Source organism: Collinsella ihumii, assembly GCF_900046475.1.
Lineage (GTDB): Bacteria > Actinomycetota > Coriobacteriia > Coriobacteriales > Coriobacteriaceae > Collinsella > Collinsella ihumii.
Map to the genome: position 1 here is coordinate 57,551 of NZ_FCOU01000013.1, position 22,914 is coordinate 80,464.

General features: G+C 65.8%; 14 protein-coding genes, 3 tRNA genes and 1 pseudogene. 13 read left to right on the top strand and 5 right to left on the bottom strand.

Annotation, left to right across the window (positions count from 1 at the left end; translation table 11 throughout):
- Positions 1–59: 59 nt before the first annotated feature.
- Complete coding sequence (gene proB, locus BN3789_RS11140; RefSeq protein ID WP_066834415.1) at positions 60–1,184, top strand: glutamate 5-kinase; 1,125 nt, start codon at positions 60–62, stop codon at positions 1,182–1,184.
- 118 nt (positions 1,185–1,302) lie between these two features.
- On the opposite strand, the gene BN3789_RS11145 is transcribed toward proB, so the two are convergent.
- Positions 1,303–2,724, bottom strand: coding sequence for an alpha/beta fold hydrolase (locus BN3789_RS11145; protein ID WP_066834416.1), 1,422 nt, complete (start codon positions 2,722–2,724; stop codon positions 1,303–1,305).
- Positions 2,725–2,841: 117 nt separating this feature from the next.
- Between BN3789_RS11145 and BN3789_RS11150 the strand changes: the two are divergent.
- The 4 genes and pseudogenes from BN3789_RS11150 to BN3789_RS11165 form a co-directional block, all read left to right on the top strand.
- Positions 2,842–4,143: pseudogene (locus tag BN3789_RS11150) on the top strand (glutamate-5-semialdehyde dehydrogenase); the annotation flags it as partial.
- Between the two features lie 242 nt (positions 4,144–4,385).
- On the top strand, positions 4,386–5,318 hold the full coding sequence (locus tag BN3789_RS11155) for a hypothetical protein (protein ID WP_066834420.1): 933 nt from the start codon (positions 4,386–4,388) through the stop codon (positions 5,316–5,318).
- 62 nt (positions 5,319–5,380) lie between these two features.
- Entirely contained in the window at positions 5,381–8,032 is a 2,652-nt protein-coding gene (locus tag BN3789_RS11160; protein ID WP_066834422.1) for a LuxR C-terminal-related transcriptional regulator, read from the top strand.
- A 273-nt stretch (positions 8,033–8,305) separates the two neighbouring features.
- Entirely contained in the window at positions 8,306–9,436 is a 1,131-nt protein-coding gene (locus BN3789_RS11165) for a carbohydrate kinase family protein (protein ID WP_079989300.1), read from the top strand.
- A gap of 243 nt (positions 9,437–9,679) precedes the next feature.
- Here BN3789_RS11165 and BN3789_RS11170 read toward each other — a convergent pair whose 3' ends face one another.
- Complete coding sequence (locus BN3789_RS11170; protein ID WP_066834424.1) at positions 9,680–10,285, bottom strand: HD family phosphohydrolase; 606 nt, start codon at positions 10,283–10,285, stop codon at positions 9,680–9,682.
- A 229-nt stretch (positions 10,286–10,514) separates the two neighbouring features.
- Entirely contained in the window at positions 10,515–11,018 is a 504-nt protein-coding gene (locus BN3789_RS11175) for a CarD family transcriptional regulator (protein ID WP_066834426.1), read from the bottom strand.
- Positions 11,019–11,366: 348 nt separating this feature from the next.
- Here BN3789_RS11175 and BN3789_RS11180 point away from each other — a divergent pair, with 348 nt between their 5' ends.
- From BN3789_RS11180 to rho, 3 genes are all read left to right on the top strand, one after another.
- Positions 11,367–13,208, top strand: coding sequence for an arginine--tRNA ligase (locus BN3789_RS11180; RefSeq protein WP_066834428.1), 1,842 nt, complete (start codon positions 11,367–11,369; stop codon positions 13,206–13,208).
- A gap of 381 nt (positions 13,209–13,589) precedes the next feature.
- On the top strand, positions 13,590–14,273 hold the full coding sequence (locus tag BN3789_RS11185) for a transaldolase family protein (RefSeq protein ID WP_066834430.1): 684 nt from the start codon (positions 13,590–13,592) through the stop codon (positions 14,271–14,273).
- A complete protein-coding gene (rho, locus tag BN3789_RS12490; RefSeq protein WP_229254351.1) occupies positions 14,273–16,597 on the top strand; it encodes a transcription termination factor Rho in 2,325 nt (774 codons plus the stop codon). Before BN3789_RS11185 ends, rho begins: the two co-directional genes overlap by 1 nt.
- Positions 16,598–16,933: 336 nt before the next feature.
- Here rho and BN3789_RS11195 read toward each other — a convergent pair whose 3' ends face one another.
- Positions 16,934–17,710 carry an SDR family NAD(P)-dependent oxidoreductase gene (locus BN3789_RS11195; RefSeq protein ID WP_066834431.1) on the bottom strand — a complete coding sequence of 259 codons (777 nt, stop codon included), beginning with the start codon at positions 17,708–17,710 and terminating at the stop codon, positions 16,934–16,936.
- A gap of 386 nt (positions 17,711–18,096) precedes the next feature.
- On the opposite strand from BN3789_RS11195, the gene BN3789_RS11200 reads away from it, so the two are divergent.
- The 5 genes from BN3789_RS11200 to BN3789_RS11220 all read left to right on the top strand — a co-directional run bounded on the left by BN3789_RS11200 (position 18,097) and on the right by BN3789_RS11220 (position 20,132).
- Entirely contained in the window at positions 18,097–19,263 is a 1,167-nt protein-coding gene (locus tag BN3789_RS11200) for a hypothetical protein (RefSeq protein WP_066834433.1), read from the top strand.
- Between the two features lie 62 nt (positions 19,264–19,325).
- Positions 19,326–19,745 carry a VanZ family protein gene (locus BN3789_RS11205; protein WP_066834441.1) on the top strand — a complete coding sequence of 140 codons (420 nt, stop codon included), beginning with the start codon at positions 19,326–19,328 and terminating at the stop codon, positions 19,743–19,745.
- A gap of 109 nt (positions 19,746–19,854) precedes the next feature.
- Positions 19,855–19,931 (top strand) — tRNA-His (locus tag BN3789_RS11210).
- Positions 19,932–19,959: 28 nt separating this feature from the next.
- Positions 19,960–20,036, top strand: a tRNA-Lys gene (locus tag BN3789_RS11215).
- Between the two features lie 22 nt (positions 20,037–20,058).
- Positions 20,059–20,132, top strand: a tRNA-Lys gene (locus tag BN3789_RS11220).
- Positions 20,133–20,792: 660 nt separating this feature from the next.
- On the opposite strand, the gene BN3789_RS11225 is transcribed toward BN3789_RS11220, so the two are convergent.
- Positions 20,793–22,361, bottom strand: coding sequence for an FAD-dependent oxidoreductase (locus BN3789_RS11225; protein WP_066834434.1), 1,569 nt, complete (start codon positions 22,359–22,361; stop codon positions 20,793–20,795).
- Positions 22,362–22,914: the final 553 nt, after the last annotated feature.

Genomic DNA, 22,914 nt, shown 5'->3' on the forward strand with positions numbered 1-22,914 from the left:
CGGCGGGAGCCGCCCTTTTCCTGTGAACACTCAATCCCCGTGTCAACGAAAGGCATGCCATGACCTCTGATCGTAAGACCATGGTCGTCAAGATCGGTTCCTCCACGCTGGTGGGGGCCGATCGCGCGCTGCGTCGCGACTTCATCGCCGACCTTGCCCGGCAGGCCTCCGAGCTCGCCGACGCAGGCTGGAACCTCGTCGTGGTGAGTTCGGGCGCCATCGCGTGCGGCGCGCCGGTGCTCGGTTTTGCATCCAAGCCCACCGACATGCCGAGCCTGCAGGCCTGCGCCTCGGTGGGGCAGTGCGTGCTGTCGGCCGCCTACGACGAGGAGTTCCGCGCCCGCGGCCTGCTCACCTCGCTCGTGCTGCTCACGCGCCACGACACGGCGCGCCGCAACTCCTACCTGCACGCGCGCGACACGCTCACCCGGCTCGTCGAGCTCGGTGTCGTGCCGGTCGTGAACGAGAACGACACGGTCACGGTCGACGAGATCCGCTTCGGCGATAACGACACGCTCGCGGCGCTCGTGAGCTGCCTGGTCTCTGCCGACCTGTGCGTCACGCTGTCCGACATCGACGGGCTATACACGGCCAACCCCATGGAGGACCCCACCGCCGCGTTCATCCCGCGTGTGGAGAAGATCGACGCCGGCATCATCGCGTCGGCGGGCGATTCCTCCACATCGGTGGGAACGGGCGGCATGATCACCAAGATTCGCAGCTGCCGCATCCTCATGACGGCGGGCATCGCAAGCGTCATCTGCTCGGGTTCCGAGCCTAACGTGCTCGTTCGCCTCGCTGCGGGCGAGGCGGTCGGCACGCTGTTCGTGCCGCCGGTGGAGCGGCTGGACATCGCCCCGCGCAAGCTGTGGATCGCGCTGGGCGACTCGACGCATGGCAGCGTGACGGTCGACGCGGGCGCTGCGGATGCGCTCGTGCGCCGCGGGTCGTCGCTGCTGCCGGTGGGCATCACGCATGTCGAGGGGGCTTTCTCGGCGGGCGACACGCTCGACGTTCGCGACGAGCGCGGGCTCACCATCGCGCGCGGCCTCGCCCAGGCGGGCTCCGACGAGCTCAAGCTCGCGGCCGGTCGGCACCAGGACGAGATCGCGTCAAATCGCCTGCTGGCGGCACTTGCCGGCAAACCGGCCATCCATCGCGACGAAATGATCGTCTTCGCGTGATGGCAAAGGAGGCGGCCGGCGCGTCCGGACGTCTGACATGAAAGCGCGGCGCCACCCTCGACGTCTTCGGGATGTCGAGGGCGGCGCCGCGGCGTATTGGGGAAGGCTGCGGGCGGTCCTATCTCGTGCGGCCGTGCAGATGCCCCACGTCGCGCGCCTCCTCGTACAGGTGGCGGAACACGCGGTCGCCGTGAAGGCCGTCGTGCTCGAACTCGTTGGTGACCCAAGGGTGCGCGTTGCCGATGCGCGACAGCGTGTCGAGCTGCAGGCCGGAGTCCACGTACATGTCGTCGAAATAGATCGCGGCGTGCAGCGGCACCTCGTTTTGGGCCAGGCGCACCGGGTTGTACACGGGATCGAACTCGATGTCCTCCATGAGCAGGCCGACGGCGTCGGCGAAGGGCTTGAGCTCGGGCATGTCCTTGAACATCCAGGGGAAGCACGCCTCGCCGGTGAACATCAACGGCCGGGCGTCCGCATCGAATTCCGCGCGCTTGCCCTTCTCGGCGGCTGCGGCCCACCGGATGGGGGCGCAGGTCCCGTCCGCGTAGATGAGCTCCTGCAGCGTCCAGTACAGCGGGTTGGCGCGCGTGGTCGTGCGGTCGAGCACGCCCATGAGGAAGCCGTCGGAAAGCACGAGCTCGCTGCCGACCGTGCCGTCGCCCTGCTCGAAGGCGGTGTCGAACAGCCAGTGTATGCGCTCGAAGCTCGGCTTCATGCCGAAGTCGCTGCCCAAAAGCTGCAGCCGCTCGACCGTGAGCGGGCTGCCGTCGGGCAGCGCTACATCGCCTGCGGCCACGATGTCGGCAACGGCGGCGACGCGCTCGACGTCGCCCGGATAGCGCTCGTAATACTGGCGGGTCTTGGCCGCCATGCGCGGGAACGTGTGCTTGTAGACCTCGGCGGCGCCGGCGGGAACATGCGGGATGCCGCCGCAGGTGAACGACGCCGTGATACCGGTGGGGTAGCTCGACAGGTACGCGAGCGTGATGAACCCGCCGTAGCTTTGGCCGAGCGTGGTCCAAGGTTTGCCGCCGAACTGCGTGAGGCGCAGGTACTCGAAGTCGCGCACGATGGACGGCGCGAGGAACCGCTTGAGGAAATCCGCCTGGGCGCGCGCCGGGTCGGCTCCGGAGGCCTGGGCGCGCCGCGCCAGCCCCGCCATGGTCTGCCCGCTCACCCGGGAGCTGCGGCCCGTGCCGCGCTGGTCGGGAAGGACGACGCGGTAGTGCTTGACCGCCTCCGCGATCCATCCGTCGCTGGTCGGGGAGAGCGGGCGAGGGCAGGCGCCGCCCGGTCCGCCCTGGAAAAAGACGAGCAGGGGCAGGTCGTCGTTCACATGCTCCGGCGCGCACACGACGCGGTAGAACAGCTTGATGGATTCGGGGGCGCCGGGGATCTCCGCCGGAAACGCGCCGACGCGCATGGTCATGCCCATGGCGAGCAGGGCGGGTTCCAGCCCGCGCCAATCGAGCGGGACGTCGATGCTGTGGTCCTCGACATACAGGCCGGGGGCGTAGTAGCTTGCAAGCTGGGCCATGCGGACTCCTTTTGTACGGACCGTTAACCGCGCGGGATGCGGACGGCGAGAGGTTCTGACAGGGTAAACTGTACGGTATCGAGATCCATTGTAGGGCGATGAGCGCCGAACACACGCGATCGGAGGTGCCTCATGGCACAAGATATCAGGGAGTACGTCGAGCAGCTTGCGCGCGCCGCCAAGGAGGCCTCGCGCTCGCTCGGCTTTGCCGACAACGAGAGCCGTCAGGCCGCGGTGCGCGCCATGGCCGCTGAGCTGCGCAACAGAGCGGATGAGATCCTGGCGGCGAACGCACAGGACATGGAGGCGGCGAAGGCGGCGGGGACGAACGCCGGCCTGCTCGACCGCCTGCTGCTCACGCCCGAGCGCATCGATGGCATGGCGTCGGGGCTCGAGAAGCTCGCGGAGCTGCCCGACCCGGTGGGACGCGTGCTTGAGCATCGCACCATCGACCAGGGGCTCGACCTGAAAAAGGTCAGCGTGCCGCTGGGGCTTGTCGCCATGGTGTACGAGGCGCGCCCCAACGTCACGGCGGATGCGGCGGGCATCTGCATCCGCACCGGAAACGCCTGCATCCTGCGCGGCGGCTCGCTCGCGCAGCATTCGTGCGCAGCCATCGCGCACGCGCTCGCCGACGCCGTCGAGGCGTGCGGATTTGCGCGCGAGGCCGTGACGATCATCGAGACGACCGATCGCGAGGCGACCGGTGCGCTCATGAGCCTGCGCGGCATCGTCGACGTGCTCATTCCCCGCGGCGGGGCGGGGCTCATCCAGCGCTGCGTGCGCGAGTCGCTCGTCCCGGTCATCGAGACGGGCACGGGCAACTGCCATATCTACGTGCACGAGAGCGCCGATTTCGCCAAGGCGCGCCCCATCGTCATGAATGCCAAGACGCAGCGCGTGGGCGTGTGCAACGCGTGCGAGTCCCTGCTGGTGGACGAGTCGATCGCGCGCGCGTTTTTGCCCGGCATGCTGGGCGAGCTGGCGAATGCCGGCGTGCTCATCCACGGCGACGAGACGGCGTGCGCGGTCTGCCGCGACCTCGGGCTCGTCGAGGGGGAGGGCTTCGTGCCGGCGACCGAGGACGACTGGGGCCGCGAGTACCTGGCGCTTGAGATCTCGGTCACGTGCGTCAGCGGGCTTTCGGAGGCGATCGCCCATATCAACCGCTACGGCACCATGCACTCCGAGGCCATCGTCGCCGAGGACGAGGCCGCCTGCGAGCGCTTCCTGCGCGAGGTCGACGCGAGCTCGGTCTACGCCAACGCGAGCACGCGCTTCACCGACGGCGGGGAGTTCGGCCTGGGCGCCGAGATCGGCATCTCCACGCAGAAGCTGCACGCGCGCGGACCGTTTGCCGCCGAGGCGCTCACCACCTACAAGTACCTGGTCCGCGGCGCCGGCCAGGTCCGCCCGTAATCCGTTCATAAGGAATATGTGAGGCCGGAACGGCCGTTCATGTAAACATGAATGGCCGCTCCGGTCTTTTCCCAAGAAGAAGCAATCTTATATTTGCCCAGCTCAACGATGTAGACAGTGCTTTCATACGGCTTGACTACAGACACCTGCGCCTGCGATGACCCAAGATGCGGGTAGAGCGGGGTCGGGACTCGGCGGCCCCGCCTCGCCCCTTGAGGGCGACAGACGCGAAGGAGGTCATCATGGCGAGGATCTGGCGCAGGCTGAAAGAAGGTATGCGGGAGCACAGACATGTGGTTGCGGGAGGTGCTGCGACGGCGGTCTTTGCGATCGGGGCTATGTGGGCTATGGGTGGCGCCATACCCGCGACGGGGCAGGTGGCCACGGCTGCCGATCCCATAACGGAACTCTACCGCCAGCGTGCGGAGGATGAGCTCATGCGTCCAAGCGAACGCAATCTGTATCGCCAGCTTGCGGGTGCTGAGGTGACCCATGTCGATCAGGGGGTCTGGTATACGCTCGACACCGATGAGCTTGCGGCGCGCACCCCGGCTTGCGAGCCGGTTGGTTGGCGGGGGACGCTGAAGGTCCGCATGAACGGCATCGAGCTGTTCGACACCCATGAAGAGGCGGGGCTTACCGACGAGATGCTCCGCTTTGACATCAACGATTCCGCTGAGGCGCGAGACGGTAAGTACGGCCATGTTGCGTATGGGGTCGCAAAGCTCAATATGTCCATCGAGAATGTCGATGCGGACTTTTGGGTTGTAAGCGATCAATACGATTCGGATGCCTGCATGCTGATGAGCGAATGGCGCCTGACGCCTGTCAGGCAACAATCGGGAGTCAACTATGCCGCACGTGATGAGCCCGGTAATTGGCTTGCAGGCGAGTACAGCATCGGCGGGTATTTCACGGCAGGCTCCCCCGACGCTCCGCATGAGCACACGCGCGACGACGGTACGGGTGGCGAAGAGACCTATACCTGCAGCCAACCGTATATCGCTACGGGCGAGACGAAAGACGTGAGCGTGTATTACTGGGTTCCGCTCGAGGATATCGAGGCGGCCCGAGCGGGGGAGTGCGCATTCTCCGTTCACGTCGGCATGCTGGTCGATGATGAAGAACAGATAGGCGTACACAACAACACGATAGCGTTCGATATCGAGCTTTAAGTACGCGCCTTTGTTGGACGGCGACGTTGAGAGATGACTTGGGGGCGAGCGATATGAGAGGCATGCGGTTGATCACGGCCGTGACGGGCGCACTGCTATGCGCCTGGTGTTGCATACTGTTGCTCGTCCCCGTGGAGTCGATGGACATGCTCTCCGTCTCCCTTGCGACCCACCATTCATATAGTGCTGCGGGTCTTCTCGTTGCGGCGCTGGTGTCGATTCCACTCGGCCGTGCGCCCGTGCGCCCGCGTCGGCTGGCCCGCATCGCGCTTATGGTTTTCGGCATCTTGGCCACAGTCGGGATCGCGGTGGATGCCTGGGGCGCCGGTACAAGCTGGTATGGGTGGCCCGCAGGAACGCCTGCCGTCATGGAGGTGTTGCTGGGTGCGGGGAGGCTCCGACCTTGGACGCTCCCATATTGGTTTTTCACGTCTGCGTTGGGTCTTGGCATCGCCTGCGTCGGCTTTCTTTCGAAGGCGATGGAAGGGCGACGGCTCGCGTCGGGTGCGGCGTTCGGACCGCTGCGCGTGACGCTCGCTGTAACCGTCGCCTTGGGTGCGTTGCGCGCGCCCGCGCTCATGTGGTGCCTGCCGCATGCCACGTACCCAGCTGACGCCTCCGTTACGCTGCCGGGATTTACCCCGCTGACTTGGTCGGCGGGCGAGCCGATGGCAGCGGTGCTGGTGACGGCAGTCGGCCTGTTCGTCATCGGTTTTTGCGCCGTCCGCTCGTCTGCGGGCATTCCGGCCGAGCGCGCGGTGGAGGCTGCGGCGCTTGAGGTCGGTTCCGGTGCGCTCGGCATGCTGCTGTGGACTGCATGCTCGCAGCTCTGGATGCCTTTCGCCCCGGATTTTGTGGTGAGCAGCCGCATGTTCTGCGCGCTCGGTGTCGCCTTCATGACATATCTTATGACCGTGACGATCCTCGCGCCTCCTTCCCCTGAGGTTGAGTCTCAAGCGGATCACGGTTCTGATGAGGGCCCATCCGTATCCGTTGCCCCTCTGTTGGACGAGCGCCTGACTGAACGCGAGTCGACTTGTCTCGAGCTTGCACTCGCCGGCGAGAATTCGGCGCACGTGGCGGAAAAGCTCGGTATCAAGGCCTCAACCGTCCGCTCGTATCTGCAGCGTGCGTACCGAAAGCTCGAGGTTGATTCCCTTGAGCAGGCCCGCGATGTGCTGCCGGGGCACGCCGAGGATCGCCTGGTAGACTCCGTGGCTACGGTGCCGCCCACGCTCCCCTGTACGGCGGGCACTCTCGGGCGCGTTGTCACGGTGCTCCCGTGCGCGACACTGCCGCTCGGCTGCGCCCTATCCGGTTTGCCGATCGGTGAGTTTGGAGACTGGGGAGCCGGCCTTCCCTATATCGTGGCGCTTCTGACCGTCGCGTCGATTGGGTGCTGGAGCCGGATCGTATGCTCGGTAACGGGAGGTAGCTGCCGCCCTTGGTCATCGGTCTCGTTAGCGCCCATCGCTCGGATGGCGCTTGCGGCATGGGGGATACTCTGCGGCACGTTGCTGCATGCGCAACGCGCCGGGCTGCTCGGCGCATCTCCTTTGGCGCTTTTTCCTCACGATACCCTCGTCGGTGCGCTCTACGCGGGGCTCCTTGCGGCGGGTGGCATGCTTGCCCTGGGTGCTCTCGGCGCGTCCGCATCGCGACAGGATCCATATGGCGAAGGGCTGATCGTCGCCGTTCCGGCTGTCTGTGCGGCTGTGTGCCTCATCGTTTCCAGGGCGATGCCACACATCAGCGTATGCCTGGTCATCGTCGGCTGCGTGTCGGCTGCCGTGGCTGCTCTCCTGAATAAACGGGGCCATCACGGGGCGGCAGTCGGTGCGCCTAACGCGTGCGAAGCGCCGGATTTCTCGACTGCAGCTCCAGGGTTTTTCGCCGTGGGCGTCGTCATGGGGTGCGCTGCTGAGGAGATCTGGCGCGATATCAATAGGCGCAGTCATGATTTCTCGTTGCTTATGGCAATCGTTCTCATCGCTGCGATCGCGGTGGCGTTTCTGCTCGTGCGCGGTGTGTCGCGTCGAGCGGCGCGCAGGATTATCGCGGCTGTTCCTCTTCTTGCACTCGGGTTGTGGGGTTACAAGCTGACAGTTGCTGCCCTGCTGCTCTGCGGTATCGCTGTTGGTGTCGCCCTGCGCGAGCTCATGAGGATCGGGGCGGCGGACGACCGGGCGATCTGGGCGATGGCGCTCGGGGCGGGAATCGGGGCATTCATCGGATTCAAAGCGGTCAACGCCTATGAGGATATGCTTGTCGATTCGTCGCTTGCGTATTATGCGTTGCCTGCGTATGCGCGCACGCAGCTTCCCCTGTTCGGCGGCATGGCGTCCGAGGGTGCGGTGTCGCTCGTGCTCAGCGGTGGGGTCTTTGTCTTCGGTGTCGCGTCTGTCGCGTGTCTTGCTCTGTTTTCGCGCAGATATCGGTTGGCGGTCGATGAGGTTCAGGCGCTTGTCGCGCTCGCCGACGTCGAGTTTGACGAGACCCGCGTGCGCAGCTATCTGACGGGTCGGGGGCTCTCCGCGCTTCAGGCCGACGTGGTCTTGCGTGTCGTGGGAGGGCAGACGTCTGGCCGTATCGCATCGGAGCTTCATTATGCGGTGGGTACCGTTAACACCGCGCGCGATGTTTCCTATAAGACCCTACGCGTCCATAACAGAGCTGAGCTGGCCGCCCTGCTCAAACGGGATGCGGGGCTGTAGCGGCGGCGCCGGCCAGGTCCGCCCGTAATCCGCATCGATTTCGAGGCTGCACGGCATGCCGTGCAGCCCTAGATCAACAAAGGGGGTCTGTTTTAGGTCGCCCCGTGTGATCAATTGGGGACGGAGTAAAAATGATCCGTGGGATCATTTTTACTCCGTCCCCAATTGATCAACGGCGTGTTTGCGCTGGTACATGTCGCAGGAGGGCATATAATCTGCCATGTGGTATCGTTACCATATTGGATACGGGAATTCCTGACACGGGAGGCAGATATGTACGACGTGACGGCGTTGGGCGAGGTCCTGATTGATTTCACCGAAGCCGGTGTTTCCGAGGGCGGGCAGCGCCTGTTCGAGCAGAATCCCGGCGGCGCGCCGGCCAACGTGCTCGTGGCGCTTCAGCATCTGGGGCATCCCACCGCATTTATCGGCAAGGTGGGAACCGACATGCACGGTGCGTTCCTGCGCGAGGTCCTCGAGGGCGAGGGCATCGACTGCACGGGCCTGATCAGCGACCCGAACTTTTTCACCACCTTGGCCTTCGTCGCGTTGGCGCCCACCGGCGAGCGCACGTTCTCCTTCGCGCGCAAGCCGGGTGCAGACACGCAGCTCGCGCCTGCCGACCTCGCACGTGACGTGATCGCCGCCACCAAGGTCTTCCACGTGGGGTCGCTGTCGCTCACCGACGAGCCGGCGCGCTCGGCCACGCTTTCCGCCATCGACCTCGCGCGCGAGGCGGGCTGCACCGTGAGCTACGACCCCAACTACCGTGCGAACCTCTGGCCTTCCGCCGAGGCGGCCTCCAAGCAGATGCGCAGCATCGTCCCCAGTGTGGACCTCATGAAAATCTCCGACGAGGAGTGCGAGCTCATGACCGGCGTCGCGGACCCGGCCGAGGCGGCGCGCTTGCTCGTCGCCCAGGGCGTCAAGGTCGTCGTCGTGACGCTTGGCGGATCGGGCGCGCTCGTGTGCTGCGCCGAGGGCGTCCGCGAGGTGCCCGGCTTCCCGGCCGAGGTCGTCGACACGACGGGTGCCGGCGACTCGTTCTGGGGCGGCTTCCTCGCGGCCTTCGTCGAGAGCGGCCTTGCCCCCGACGCCGTGACGCTCGACGACGCGGCTGCCTTCGCCCGCATGGGCAACGCCGTGGCTGTCTCTTATCCACATCTAGATGTGTATAAGAGACAGCCGTCACGCTGCCGGGCTTCACCCCGCTCAGATCGGAAGAGCGTCGTCCAGGGAAAGAGCGTACCTCTCGGTGGCCGCCGTAGCCGTAGAATAAAAACACCACTCACTTGCCATCTGCCTGTTCTTCACTTTTTCCCCTACCACCCTCGCACTCGCGTGCGCGAAGCGACGCGCGTCGGATGTGAGCGAAGAGAAGGGACGGCGGGAGGGGTCGCCTGACGAAGGACGTTTTGGAATCGTGGTCAATTGAGCCATCGAACCGGGATGGAGGCTGTCGCTTAGACACAGCTGGAGGGGTATAAGAGACGCGGCGGCATCCCGTCCATGCCCGCGCGCGCCGATGTCGAGGCGCTGCTGGGCGCGTAGGCGCAGCGGTCGGACAGACAACGCGAGGGGCCGTTCGGGAAGCACTCCCGAACGGCCCCTCGTCATCTTACAATGCGCTCATCCTGCCGGCGCCGCCTACGCCTCCGCCCCGAAGGTGTCGCGGTCGGGCGCGAAGGACTGCATGGCCTCGATGGTCCGGGCGAACAGCTCATCGAGCTCCCACCCGAGCATGTCGGCGCCCTCGCGGATGATGTCGCGGTTCACGCCCGCGGCGAAGCGCTTGTCCTTGAATTTCTTCTTGAGCGACTTCACGTTGAAGTCCATGACGCTCTTCGAGGGGCGCATGACCACGGCCGCACCGATAAGCCCGGTCAGCTCCTCGCAGGCGAACAGGATCTTCTCCATCGTGGTCGCGGGGCGGGGGAGGTCGGGGTTGAAGTCGCACACGTGCGTCTGGATGGCGTGCACGAGCTCAGGCGTGCCGCCCGCTGCCTCGATAAGCGGCGCCGCGTAGAGGGTGTGCTTATCGGGCTCGTCGGCGTGCTCCTCCCAGTCGAGATCGTGCAGCAGGCCGACGATGCCCCAGAACTCCTCGTTGTCCGGGTCGAATTCGCGGGCGAAGTAGCGCAGCACGCCCTCCACCGTCTCGCCGTGCTCGATGTGGAAGGGGTCGTGGTTGTGCTCGCACAGCAGGGCGTGCGCCTGCTCGCGGGTCATGCCGGCGCGAAGCGTCTCGGCCATGGTTCCTCCTATCAGCTGAACGGCCCGTCCGAGGGGTCGCGGATTTCGTACAGGGCCGAGTATAGCGCGACGGCGACGTCTCCGGCTCGCTGCGAAGCAACGTGCCGTGACCGAAACATCCGCGCTGCGCGGCTGGCCGAACAAAACGAACCCGCCTGCCGTCGGCAAGGCCTGAGGCGGGCGGGTGGCGCAATCGGATGGGGGGCGGAGCGGCCGTTTCGCCGAGCGACTAGTTGTCCGAGATCTCCCCGGCGGCGACGGCGGCGGCGTGCAGGCGGGACTCGGCGTCCTCCTCGCTCACGTCGAGCGCGACGGCGAACTCCTCGATGGAGCGGCGCCGGGCCTCCTTCAGGACGCGCATATAGTAGCTGCTGGGCTTTTTGGAGCGCTCCTCGGCGTCGCGGATGCGGCGGCGCATGGTCTTCGCCACGCGGAGGGTCTCCGGTGCGCCGAGTTTAAGCTGCTGCTTGAAATAGCTCTCCTCAAGCGAGCTGTTGCGCTCCGTGTAAGGGTCGCATTCGAGCGCCTCGTAGTCCTCGATCAGCGCCTCGGCCTGCTCGCGGGGGATGCAGCGGTGCAGACGGTCGAGTTGAGACAGGGGATACATCAAGCGGGTCTTGGCGTGGCCTGCCTTGGCTTCCAGAACGATCATGGGCGAGGGGGCGTCCTCGTAACCGAGGACCGTGCAGACGCCCTGCCCGGGGTGGATAATGTGCTCTCCGATGCTGAACATGCTTCCTCCAACTGATAGGCTTACACAGGGTATTCGTGACACGGCCCCTAGAATACCACGTTTACCAGCGGTTTTGCTGTGTGATGACACAAAAACTCTAAATAATAACACAAGTGGGGCGTCCATATGCGCAAGTTTCCAGATTATCGGCGAACGAGACTGACACTCCGGCCAAAATGACACGGCAAGCGGGCGATATCGAAGGGCGCCGGCGCGATCCTCGGCGGGAGTTGTGAGACATATCTCATGTTTCCCCTGAACAAAAGGGGAGTGTGATAGAGTGGGAACGTTTTATGCCCTATCGGGCCGCCGGCACGTCGCGGCGGCACAAATATAAGAGGAGGATCCATGCCCGAGAAGATCGAAGAGCTGGTGCGCGCCGCCCTCGCGCAGGCGATGGCGGCAGGCGATGTCCCCGTTTTCGAGTTGGATGACTGCGGCATCGAGCGACCGGCGGATACGTCTCATGGCGAGTGGACCTCCACTATGGCCCTGCGGTCGGCGAAGCTCGCCCACTGCGCGCCGCGCAAGATCGCCGATGCGGTCGCCGCCCATATGCCGGCCGACCCGGTGATCGATAAGGTCGAGGTCGCGGGCCCCGGCTTCATCAACTTCTACCTCTCCTTCGCCGCGAAGAACGCCGTGCTGGGCCAGGCGCGCGCCCAGGGCATGGACTTCGCGCGCTCCAACGTGGGCGGCGGCATGAAGACCCAGGTCGAGTTCGTTTCCGCGAATCCCGTGGGCCCCATGCACGTGGGCCATGGCCGCTGGGCCGCGCTGGGCGACTCGCTGTGCCGCGTCATGGAGCATGCCGGGTACGACATCCAGCGCGAGTTCTACATCAACGACCACGGCAGCCAGATGGACGTGTTCGGTCGCTCACTGTCCGTGCGCTATCTGCAGCTGGTCGAGATCATGCGCGAGCGCGGGATCTCGCTCGATGAGGCCCATGAGCTGCTCGAGGCCGACCGCGTGGCCTACGTCGACGACGAGGACGGCACCGCCGCGGACACCCATCCGTACATGGACGCCTTCAACGAGTCGCTCGGCGGCAACGCCTACGGCGGCGGCTACATCATCGACGAGGCCGCGCATATCGTCGAGACCGACGGCGACCGCTGGGCCGAGGTGCCCGAGGACGAGCGCGTGCTCACGTTCCGCGAGCAGGGCTACCAGCGCATGCTCGACGATATCCGCACCACCTGCGCCGACGCGCGCTGCACGTTCGACGTGTGGTTCTCCGAGCGCACCCTGTACGAGAAGGGCGAGGACGGCACCTCCGCGGTCGACCGCGCGTTCAGGAAGCTCGACGAGATGGGCTATCTGTACCGCAAGGACGACGCGCTGTGGTTCCGCTCCACCGACCTGGGCGACGACAAGGACCGCGTGCTCGTAAAGGCCAACGGCGAGTACACCTATTTCGCCTCCGACGTGGCGTACCACTGGAACAAGTTCGAGCGCGTCGACCACGTGATCGATATCTGGGGCGCCGACCACCACGGATACATCAACCGCGTGCGCTGCGTGTGCGATGCCCTGGGTTTCCCGGGCCGTTTCGAGGTCCTGCTCGGCCAGCTCGTGAACCTGCTGCGCTCCGGCAAGCCGGTGCGCATGTCCAAGCGCCGCGGCACCATGATCACGTTCCGCGAGCTGCTCGATGAGGTCGGCGCCGACGCCGCCCGCTACACGCTCATCTCCCGTTCCAGCAACCAGATGATCGATTTCGACATCGATGCGGTGAAGGAGAAGAGCCAGGACAACCCGGTCTACTACGTCCAGTACGCCCACGCCCGCGTCTGCTCGATTCTGCGCCGCGCGGCCGAGGTGTCGGTCGAGGAGGCAGAAGAGCTCGGCATGGAGGCCGTGGCCGCCCGCGCCATCGGCGACGACGTCCGCTACGAGCTGCTGACCGATCCGACCGAGCTCGCGCTCTCCCGCAAGATCTCCGAGCTCACGGACCTGATCGCCGGCTGCGCCCGCGATCGCGCCCCGTTCCGCCTGACGCATTTCGCCGAGGAGCTGGCGGGCGATTTCCACAGCTTCTACGCTGCGTGCCAGGTCCTCCCCAGCGAGGGGCACCCGGTCGATCCCGAGCTGTCCCGCGCCCGCCTGGCCGCGTGCGACGCCGTTCGCTCCGTGCTCGCGCTCGTGCTGTCGCTCGTGGGCGTTTCCGCCCCGCAGGCGATGTAGTGCGTTTTTTCCTGGAGAGGGTCCCGCTGGTCGGGGCCCTCTTTTCTGTTGGCGGGTGTCCGCGCCCGCCTGGCCTCCGCTGCGACCTGCCGTCTTCGCCCGTATCCGGCACGCATCCGGGCCCGCGCGGCGAAAAAAGTCTCGCAATCGGTGCATGCTCGGATGCCCATTTGTCCGGTTGTATCAGCGCACTCGGCGAATTGTGATATAGTGGCCTTGCTTTATATGGCATATCCTGTTTTTAATCCCATTACTGCTGCTTGGGAGCAGAGGTAGGCAGCGCGTTTTGCATGTTGTTTGCAAAATGTTCGTTTATGTTTTCTAGTTCCAACCTAGGGTTCGTGCCGCACATGCGCGGCAGCAAATAAAGGAGGTATTGGAATGAAGTTCTTCATTGACACCGCTGATCTTGACGAGATCGCCGAGGCGAAAAGCTGGGGTTGCCTTGCCGGCGTGACCACCAACCCGTCGCTGTACGCGCGCACCGGTGGCAAGCTGGCGGACTTCGAGCCCCACATGCTCAAGATCGCGGAGCTGTGCGAGGGGCTTCCCGTTTCCGCTGAGTCCACGGCGACCACGGCCGAGGGCATGATCGAGGAGGGCCGTCGCCTTGCGGGCCTCGCCCCCAATATCGTCGTCAAGCTGCCGGTGTGCGAGGCCGGTCTCGCCGCGTGCCGCGCGCTTGCCGACGAGGGCGTGCGCATCAACATGACGCTCGTCTTCTCCGCTCCTCAGGCCCTGCTCGCCGCCAACGCCGGCGCCCGCTACATCTCCCCGTTCGTCGGCCGTTTCGACGACATCGCCGAGGACGGTATCTCCCAGCTCGCCGACGTCGTGGCGTGCATCAAGAACTACGACTGGACCGGCAAGAACGTTGACGATCAGGTTGAGATCATCACCGCGTCGGTGCGCACCCCCAACCACGTGACGCAGGCCGCCCTGCTCGGTGCCGACATCGCGACGGTCCCGTTCGCGGCGCTCAAGAAGTGCGTCAAGCATCCTCTGACCGATCAGGGTCTCGCTTCCTTCGAGGCCGACTGGAAGAAAGTAGTTGAGCAGGCATAGTGGCAGACGAGCAGAACGATACACTGTCGATTGAGTTTTCCGCTGCGTCGGATGCCGGGGCGGCTTCCGCTCCGGCTCCGGCGGAGCCTGCGCGCGAGCAGGCGAGTGCGCCGGCCGAGTCCGCACCGGCTGCGGGGGCGAGCGCTCCCGAGTCGGGGGCTTCCGATCAGGAGGCGCCCAAGCCGAAGCGCCGCGGCCGCAAGCCCAAGGCGGCGGCAGACGATGCGCCGGCCGCCGAGGAGGCTCCCAAGCCCCGTCGCGGCCGCCCGCGCAAGAAGGTCGAGCAGCCGGAGGAGGCTGCGGCCGAGGTGAGCCCGGAGGTCGCCCAGGCGCGAGCGCTCGCCCAGGTGTCGCAGGCGCAAGTGGTCCGCCGTCAGCGCCAGGAGGAGGATGCCGCGGCCGAGATCCTCGCACCGGACGGCGATTCCGCATCCGAGCCCGCGCCCAAGCCGCGCCGGGGCCGTCCGCGCAAGAAGGCGGTGGCCGAGCCGGCATCCGAGGCGGCGGTGCCCGAGGGCCTGACGCCCGAGATGCTCGCGTCCATTCCCACCGTCGATCCCGCCCTGCGTCCGCACCGTCGCGGTCGCAAGCCCAAGGCCTACATCGAGGCCGAGCGCGCCGCGGCAGCCGCCGCCGCAGCGCTTCTGGCCCAGAGCCAGGCGGCTGCAGCAGGGGAGGCCGCATCCGACGCGCCCGCTTCCGAGGCGCGTGCGGAAAAGCCCCAGACCGAGGCCTCGCCGTTCGATGCCCCCGAGGCGACGGAGCAGCAGGATGCCCGTCCGGGTCGCGGCCGTCGTTCCAAGGCCGCCAAGCAGCAGGCGGACGAAAAGGCCGAGCCGAAGGACAAGGGTTCCGACAAGGCTTCTGAGCAGGCGGAGGACGCCCAGGAAGCCTCCCAGCAAGCGGAGAGCGCCCGCGATCGCCGCCATGCGTCCCGCCACGGCGAGCACGCCGACCGCCAAAACCGCAACGACCGTCGGAACAATCGCGCGGAGCGCAACAACCGCAACAACAAGCGCAACGGGCGCTTCAACAACGCCCCGGTCGAGCCGAGCCTCTCGCGCGATGACCTGTCCGCCATGAAGGTGGGCGAGCTGCGCGACAAGGCGCGTGAGCTCGATATCGACACCGCGGGCAAGAAGAAGGCCGAGCTGGTCGAAGAGGTCTACCTCGCGGCAGCGCGCGCCGAGGGCTTCCGCGACATCGAGGGCATTCTCGACATCACGAACGACGGCTTCGGCTATATCCGCGCCCACGGCTACATGCCCAGCCGCGACGACGCATTCGTGCCCGCGAACCTCATCCGCGCCGCGCGCCTGCGCGCAGGCGACCTGGTCGCCGGAACGCTGCGCCCCTCGCGCGCGAACGACAAGTTCCCGGGGCTCGCGAAGATCCGTACGATCAACGGCGTCGATCCCGAGGAAATCCGCACGCGCCCCAAGTTCTCCGAGCTCACGCCCATCTATCCGAACGAACGGCTCAAGATGGAGCACGGGCGCGATTCCATCACGGGGCGTGCGATCGACATCGTGAGTCCGATCGGCAAGGGCCAGCGCGGCCTGATCGTGTCGCCGCCCAAGGCCGGCAAGACCACCGTTCTCAAGCACATCTGCCAGTCCATCGCCATCAACAACCCCGAGGTGCACCTCATCTGCTTGCTGGTGGACGAGCGCCCCGAGGAAGTGACGGACATGCAGCGCTCCATCAAGGGCGATGTGGTCGCCTCGACGTTCGACATGCCCGCCGACAACCACACGCGCGTGTCCGAGCTCGTCATCGAGCGCGCCAAGCGCATCGTGGAGATGGGCGGCGACGTCGTGGTGGTTCTCGACTCCATCACGCGCCTGGCGCGCGCCTACAACCTCGCCGCGCCCGCTTCGGGCCGCATCCTGTCGGGCGGCGTCGATTCCGCGGCGCTGTATCCGCCCAAGCGCTTCCTGGGCGCCGCGCGCAACATCGAGAACGGCGGCTCGCTGACCATTCTCGCGTCCGCCCTCATCGACACCGGCTCGAAGATGGACGAGGTCATCTTCGAGGAGTTCAAGGGAACCGGCAACATGGAGCTCAAGCTGGATCGCGATCTGGCCGACCGCCGCATCTTCCCGGCCATCGACCCCGTCGCCTCCGGCACGCGTAACGAGGACCTGTTGATTGACGAGAACATGCGCCCCTTCGTGTGGGGCATCCGTCGCGTGCTCGCCAACATGAACAACACCGAGCGCGCCGCCGCGTCGTTCATCAAGGGTCTCAAGGGCACGAATTCCAACGAGGAGTTCCTGATTCGCACGGCCAAGAAGGCCGCAGACCATCCTGAGGCGCTGTAGCATTCGATCTGACCGCCCCGTCCGGCATGCGAGACGCTAAACGCATGCCGGACGGGGCGCCTTGCGCCTATCGTTTTGGAATCGTGGTCAATTGAGCCATCGAACCGGGATGGAGCGGCGCGATGTGCCGCATTTAAAGCTGCCATAACAGTCAAAACGAACAGAGCGGAAGCGCTTGAAGCCCGCATGGGGTGCCAACGTGTCCGCAGAAGCGCCTGCGAGGACCAAAATCCTCTTCTAGACCGCCCGGATTTCCCGGTTCGATGGGTATTTTGACCACTGTCGGCGTTGTATACCTTTGGAAGCGCCGATTACCCTTCGAGGGACGGGCCGCGTCTACAGCACGCCGATCAGGCGCTCGATCGCCACGGCGGCGGGGTAGGGTGCGACGTGCGAGAGCGCGTAGAGCGCCTTCATGTCCGCAGAGGGGATGCACAAGCTCCGCCCGGCGCGCGCGGCCCGCAGCGCCTTGTGCGCCACGCGGGAGACGTTCTCGAACCCGATACGGCACATCTTGCGCGCGGCGCGGGTATCTCCCGGGGCGTCCAGGAACTCGGTGTTCATGAATTTGGGGCACACGGCGCTCACATGGATGTTGGTACCGGAAAGCTCCACGTCCAGGGACCGTGACACGTCGAGGATGAACCGCTTGGCCGCCGAGTAGACCGAAAGCCGCGGCTGGGGGATGAAGGCGGCGACGCTCGCGACGTTGATGATGCGCGACCCCTCGCGCATGAACGGCAGGGTGCGGTAGATGAGCTCGATGGGTGCCCGTACGAGCAGCGAGAGCATGCGGTCGGTGTCCTCTCGCGGTATGGAGGCGAGGTCGCCGAACGAGCCGGCGCCGGCGTTGTTGATGAGGAGGGCGACGCGCGCGGCGGGCGTTTCCGACAGCGCGGATTCCAGCAGCTCGTAGGAATCGGGATCGGTCAGGTCCAGGCAGAAGGGGCGGACGACTTTGGAGCAGGTGCGCACCAGGGCGTCGAGCCGCTCGGCACGACGCGCAACGGCCCAGATCTCATCGACATGCGGGAACTCGCCGGCATCGATCAGGCGGACGAATTCCCTGCCGAGTCCCGAGGAGGCCCCGGTCACGATGGCGATAGTCGGCATATGAGCTCCTTTGCGGCGAATCGTCGGTACGGGGGAACGCGGATCGGATTGCTGCGCGCCGGTCGGCGTTTCCCTAGAGACGTTGTTCCCCAAAGCCGGTCGCGCATGCCAGTCGTCCCCATCTTTTCCCTAAACGGCGCGGACTGAGCGTGCGGTTGAAAAAAGGTGTGCGTTGAACAGGCATTATTTGCATTTGCAAAGGCGTTATCGCATAATAGCGCATAACGGTCGCGACGGTAAACGCAGATGAATTGAACTACTATCCGCCGCTTTGGGGCTCTTGCCTCCTAGCTGCACAAATCAACGTTTCCGGCGAACGCACGGCGATGCGATGGGCGTGCTCGTCGCATTTCCTGTTGGTAGGGATGCATCGAAAGGATTTGGCTATGGAGAGACCCCTGCATGCGCATCGCGCGCTGACTGCCGGGCTGTCGGTAGGTGCTGGTTTGGCTGTCTCTGCTGCGATCTATGCGGCGACCATTCCCTTCGAAGAGGTCCATGCGATGGTCGAGGGTGCTGTCGTCCCCTTTGCGGTCGGCTCCGTTGCCGGCGTGGGCATCTATGCCATCGGGGCGAGCATCGCAGACGCCCGCGTCCGCGCCCGCCTTCAGCGCGAGCAGGACGCTACGGACGCCAAGGCCGACGAGAAGGCCGGCGTCAAGGAGAGGGGGAGCCTGTTCTCCCACAGCCGTAATGCCACGCCGAAGGGCGTGCCCGTGATCGCGCGTGCGCAAAACGCCTTGACCGAGGCGGAGGCGTGGGCGGATATCGATTCGCTGCTCGACGGAAGCTCGCCGGTCAGCTGCGACCCCGCTCGTTCCAAGGACATCTACGAGATCGCGCTGGAGGAGATGACCCGCACGGCATCCGCCTCCACCGCATCGCCGTCGGCATCGGGCGCCCCGGTGCCCCCCGACATGACTGCGACCAGTGCGTTCGTGCTGTCTCAGATGCAGGCGGTCATGGCGACGCAGGCCCAGGCCGTGGTGCCTCCCGTGCCCGTCCGTGCGGCGGCGGATGCCTCTGCGGTCCCTGTTGTACGCCAGGTTTCCGAGGTGCCTGCGGTTGAGCCTCAGCAGCAGGTCGCGAAGTCTCAGGCCGAACCTGCGGCTGCGCCCGCCTCCGCGCCCCAGCAGACCGAGATCACCAGCGTGCTGCCCGAGCTGTCTCAGGATGACTTCCTGGCTTCGGCGTCCGCTGCGGAAGAGGAGCCCGCGGTCGTTGAGGTTCCCGTGGCCGACTACAGCGGCCATGAGGACATGTGGGCAGAGGCACTCGCCATCCTGGAGGAGAAGCCGGAGCCCATCGAGCAGAAGCCGCCGCGCGGTGCCCATTTCCGCAAGATCGAGAACACCGACCCGGTCAACCCGCTGCGCATGAGCGCGGTTGCGGAGGGTGCGAACGAGACGGTCCGCCATACGCGCATCAACGAGATCCTGGAAGAAGAGCTCGAGAAGGTCCCGTCGCAGAGCATGCGCAGCACGAGCAGGGAATACCTGCGGGTCATCCAGGGCGGCACCATGTCCATGCCGCGTCTTTCGGCAGAGGCGTAACCGGTTTGCGGCGCGCTTTGGCTTCCATCCGCTCATACGTTTCGGTGCCGTGGCTTGTCGCCATGGTGGCGATGATCGCCCTTATCTGGGGAAACTCGTTGGTACCCGGAGAGGGGAGCTCATCGATCAGCACCGCTGTCATGGAGGCGGTGCGCAGCTTCCTCGACGCCATCTCGCTGCCGAGCGCATGGGTCACGAACTTCCTCGTGCGTAAGACGGCGCATTTCACCGAGTATGCGGTTTTGGGCATTCTGACATCGCAGGCGCTCGATCCGCGAGGGAGCCGGCTGCGCTGCCGCTGGCTGCTGATCGCGGCGCTGCTCGTGCTCGTGCCCTCGCTGGACGAGACGATCCAGCTGTCGGTGGCGGGGCGGTCCGGGATGGTGACCGACGTGATGCTCGACTGCTGCGGAGCCGCTTTTGGTGTGGCGGTTCGGTGTGCCGTGCTGCGCGCTGTGGGCTCACGACGTGCCGCATCATGACCTTATCCAGCGCGTTTGCCTTCGCGTAAACTTTTTTGAAAAAAGTGCTTGCGCAGATGCCGGTGTGCGTGCATAATAATCAAGCGCTTTGCAAGAGGAGCAGCACATGGTGGGTGTAGCTCAGTTGGCTAGAGCGACGGGTTGTGGTCCCGTAGGTCGAGGGTTCGAGTCCCTTTACCCACCCCATCCGCTCTCTTGTTAAGCAGGCATTTATGGACCGTTAGCTCAGCTGGCTAGAGCAGGGGACTCTTAATCCCAAGGTCCAGGGTTCGAATCCCTGACGGTCCACCATCAATGCCCTTGCACATATAATGGACCGTTAGCTCAGCTGGCTAGAGCAGGGGACTCTTAATCCCAAGGTCCAGGGTTCGAATCCCTGACGGTCCACCCTTTGATTTACAAGCTCCTACAAGGAGCTTTTTTCATGTCCGGCCACCTCTCGGGGGATTCGAACCGCGAGGTCGCGAGACTGAGCAAACGCGCGAGCGTTTGCCAGCGAGCGTGCGAGGGGCCCGGCAGGGCCCCGAAGCTGCGGACGCCGAAGGCGGCCGCGAATCCCTGACGGTCCACCCATTGCATCCAGAAGCTCCGACAAGGAGCTTTTTTCATATCCGTCCACCTCTCGGGGGATTCGAACCGGGAGGTCGCGAGACTGAGCAAACGCGCGAGCGTTTGCCAGCGAGCGTGCGAGGGGCCCGGCAGGGCCCGAAGCTGCGGACGCCGAGTGGAGGCTGCGCGGCGGAAAATTGCTGAAAAATCGACGTTGTGGATGGATTGATCTGGCGCACGCGGAAAAGCGCACCTGCCGCGAGGTCGTCACCTGCGGAAACACCGGTCCCGCAGGTGCCGTTTCGCGTGGGTCCAGATTTCAGACGTCCACAACGTCGATTTTTCAGCAAAACGTGCGCGCCGAACCTCCACTGGTGCCCTGCGGATGATCTGCAGGGACCGCTTGTCTTTCCGGCAAGAGCGCACAAGGAGGGTCCGATGGCACAAAGCGGATCCCGCCTCCTGTTTCGGGATGCGCCCCGCTCCGCACGGGCCGGATCACTCGGTGCGTTCCTGGCCGCTGTCGTCGGCGCGGTAGTGGGATCCGAGGCTTTCAGTGCGAGCGCGCATGGCTTCGAGCATCGCTCGTGCGAGGGAGAGCTGCGAACGCAGGCGGATGGCGAGGGCAACCGCCGGCTCATCGTGTTCTGCAGGCGCGGCAAAGAGCTCCATATCCGTGCGGATCGCGTCGATGTCGGCGAGTGCCCGGGCAAGGCCGGCGTCCGTCCGGTTGATCATGGCGTGTTCGCTCATGGTCCGCCGCATGCGGCCGGTGAGGTCGCGCGCCGCCTTCTCGGTTATGCCCGCAGACGGCATGGCGGGAGCCTGCCCGCATAACGGGGTGGGAACGCGTGCCGCCCATGCGGCTGCCGCGCGACCCGCCCGCCTCCCGAATACGAGGCCGTTGGCGCTCGAGAGGCCACCGATGCGGTCCGCCCCATGCATGCCGCCGGTGACCTCGCCGGCGGCGAAAAGGCCGGGCACCCCGGTGAAGCCGTCCGCATCGATCCTGATACCGCCGTTCGCCGCGTGTGCGTACATGGCGATACGGAGCTCCGCATCGGGTGCGATGCCCTGCTCATGCTCAAGCCAGTCGCAAAACACCTGCACGAATTCCGGCACGTCTTCTGCGGGGAAGCGGTAGCGCACGGCGAGGCCGTCCGCCCCGGCCCGGTCGATCGTAAGATCGATGGCGCAAGACGGCAGGCGGCAGGTGAAGGGGCCGTAGGCGGCGCGCATCTCAAGCAGGCTTGCGTCGGGCTGCGGCTCCATGAGGGCGAAACGGAAACTCTTCTCGTTGAACACGATGCCCCGCTTGGGCGCTACGAGGCCCGGCATCATCTGCATGAACTCGATGTTTATGAGCGAGCACCCGTGGGCAAGCGCGATTCCGTGCGTGGAGCTCAGCACGTCGCGCGAGGTGAGGCTGCGCTCGAACAGGCCGCCGGTGCCGCCTGCCGCGAGCACCACGGCGTGCGCGGCGATCGTGACGAAGCGCTTCGCGGTGCGGTCGAACAGCACGGCGCCGGCGACGCCCCGACGCCCGCACGCATCCGCCTCGATGAGATCCATGAGCTCGCAGCGCTCGAGGATCTGGACGCCGAGCCCATCGAGGGCGCGGGCGAATGCGCGCTGCGTGCTCTCGCGGGTGAGGCCGCGCCACAGGCGGTTCTTATGGTCGAAGCAGGGGATGAAGGCGGCCTCGTGCGCGGACGTATCGCTCGCGGGCCGCTTGAGCGCGACGCCGAGCTCCTCGAGCCAGGCCATCGATGGGCGGATGCCGGCGACAAGCGTCTCCACGAGAGCGCGGTCGGCGACGCCGCCTCCCACACGGCAGATGGTCTCGACCAGGTCCTCGGCGTCCTTATCGTCTTCCGGTCCGATAAGGCCGAGTCCCCAGGTTCCGGGGAAGAAGCTCGAACCCGAGAAGAGCCCGCCGGCGCATGCGATCGCCACGCGCGCTCCGGCGCGCGCGGCCTCGATGGCGGCACAGCATCCCGCGATGCCCGATCCGATAACGAGCACGTCGGTGCCGTCGGCGTGGTTGAGGTCGATGTCGTTGCGCATCGCGGAGGTCCTTCCAATCGGTAGCGATACCGGTGGACTCTATTGTGCCCGAATTGCCGCGGTCGATGCGGGTCAACCCTGCGGCCACGTCGGGAGGTCTGCGACCGCGGCGTCCAGGCGGGCGGGAGCAGCGCTCGTCGCAGAGGCAATCGGCCGGTGACTTCCCTGGTGCTTGGCGAAATCCGGTTGATTCCCAACCCCAATGCAACACCCTCCTCACGGTCCGCATATCCCGAGGTCATCGCAACGCCCCCGACCCCCGCGGGTCGGCATCCCCCCAGCTCGGAGCGCCCGGACGGGGCCCGCGCGGGCGTTGCGCTGGGTCCTGGAGGCATGCGGGGGCGCCCCGCCGGCCGGCCCTCCCGGACTCAGCGCAACGGGTCCCCGCGGGGCCTATGGGGCCTTCCGGCGCCTACCCGGCCAGCGGTGTGTTTGGTCAAGTCCGTCTTTCTGAAATGATCACGGAAAACTTTCGGGTTTGGGCACGCAACTTTTTCGGGTTCGGTCACGGGCGCGCCGCTAGCTTCCCGACTTGCCCAGCATGAGCGATGGC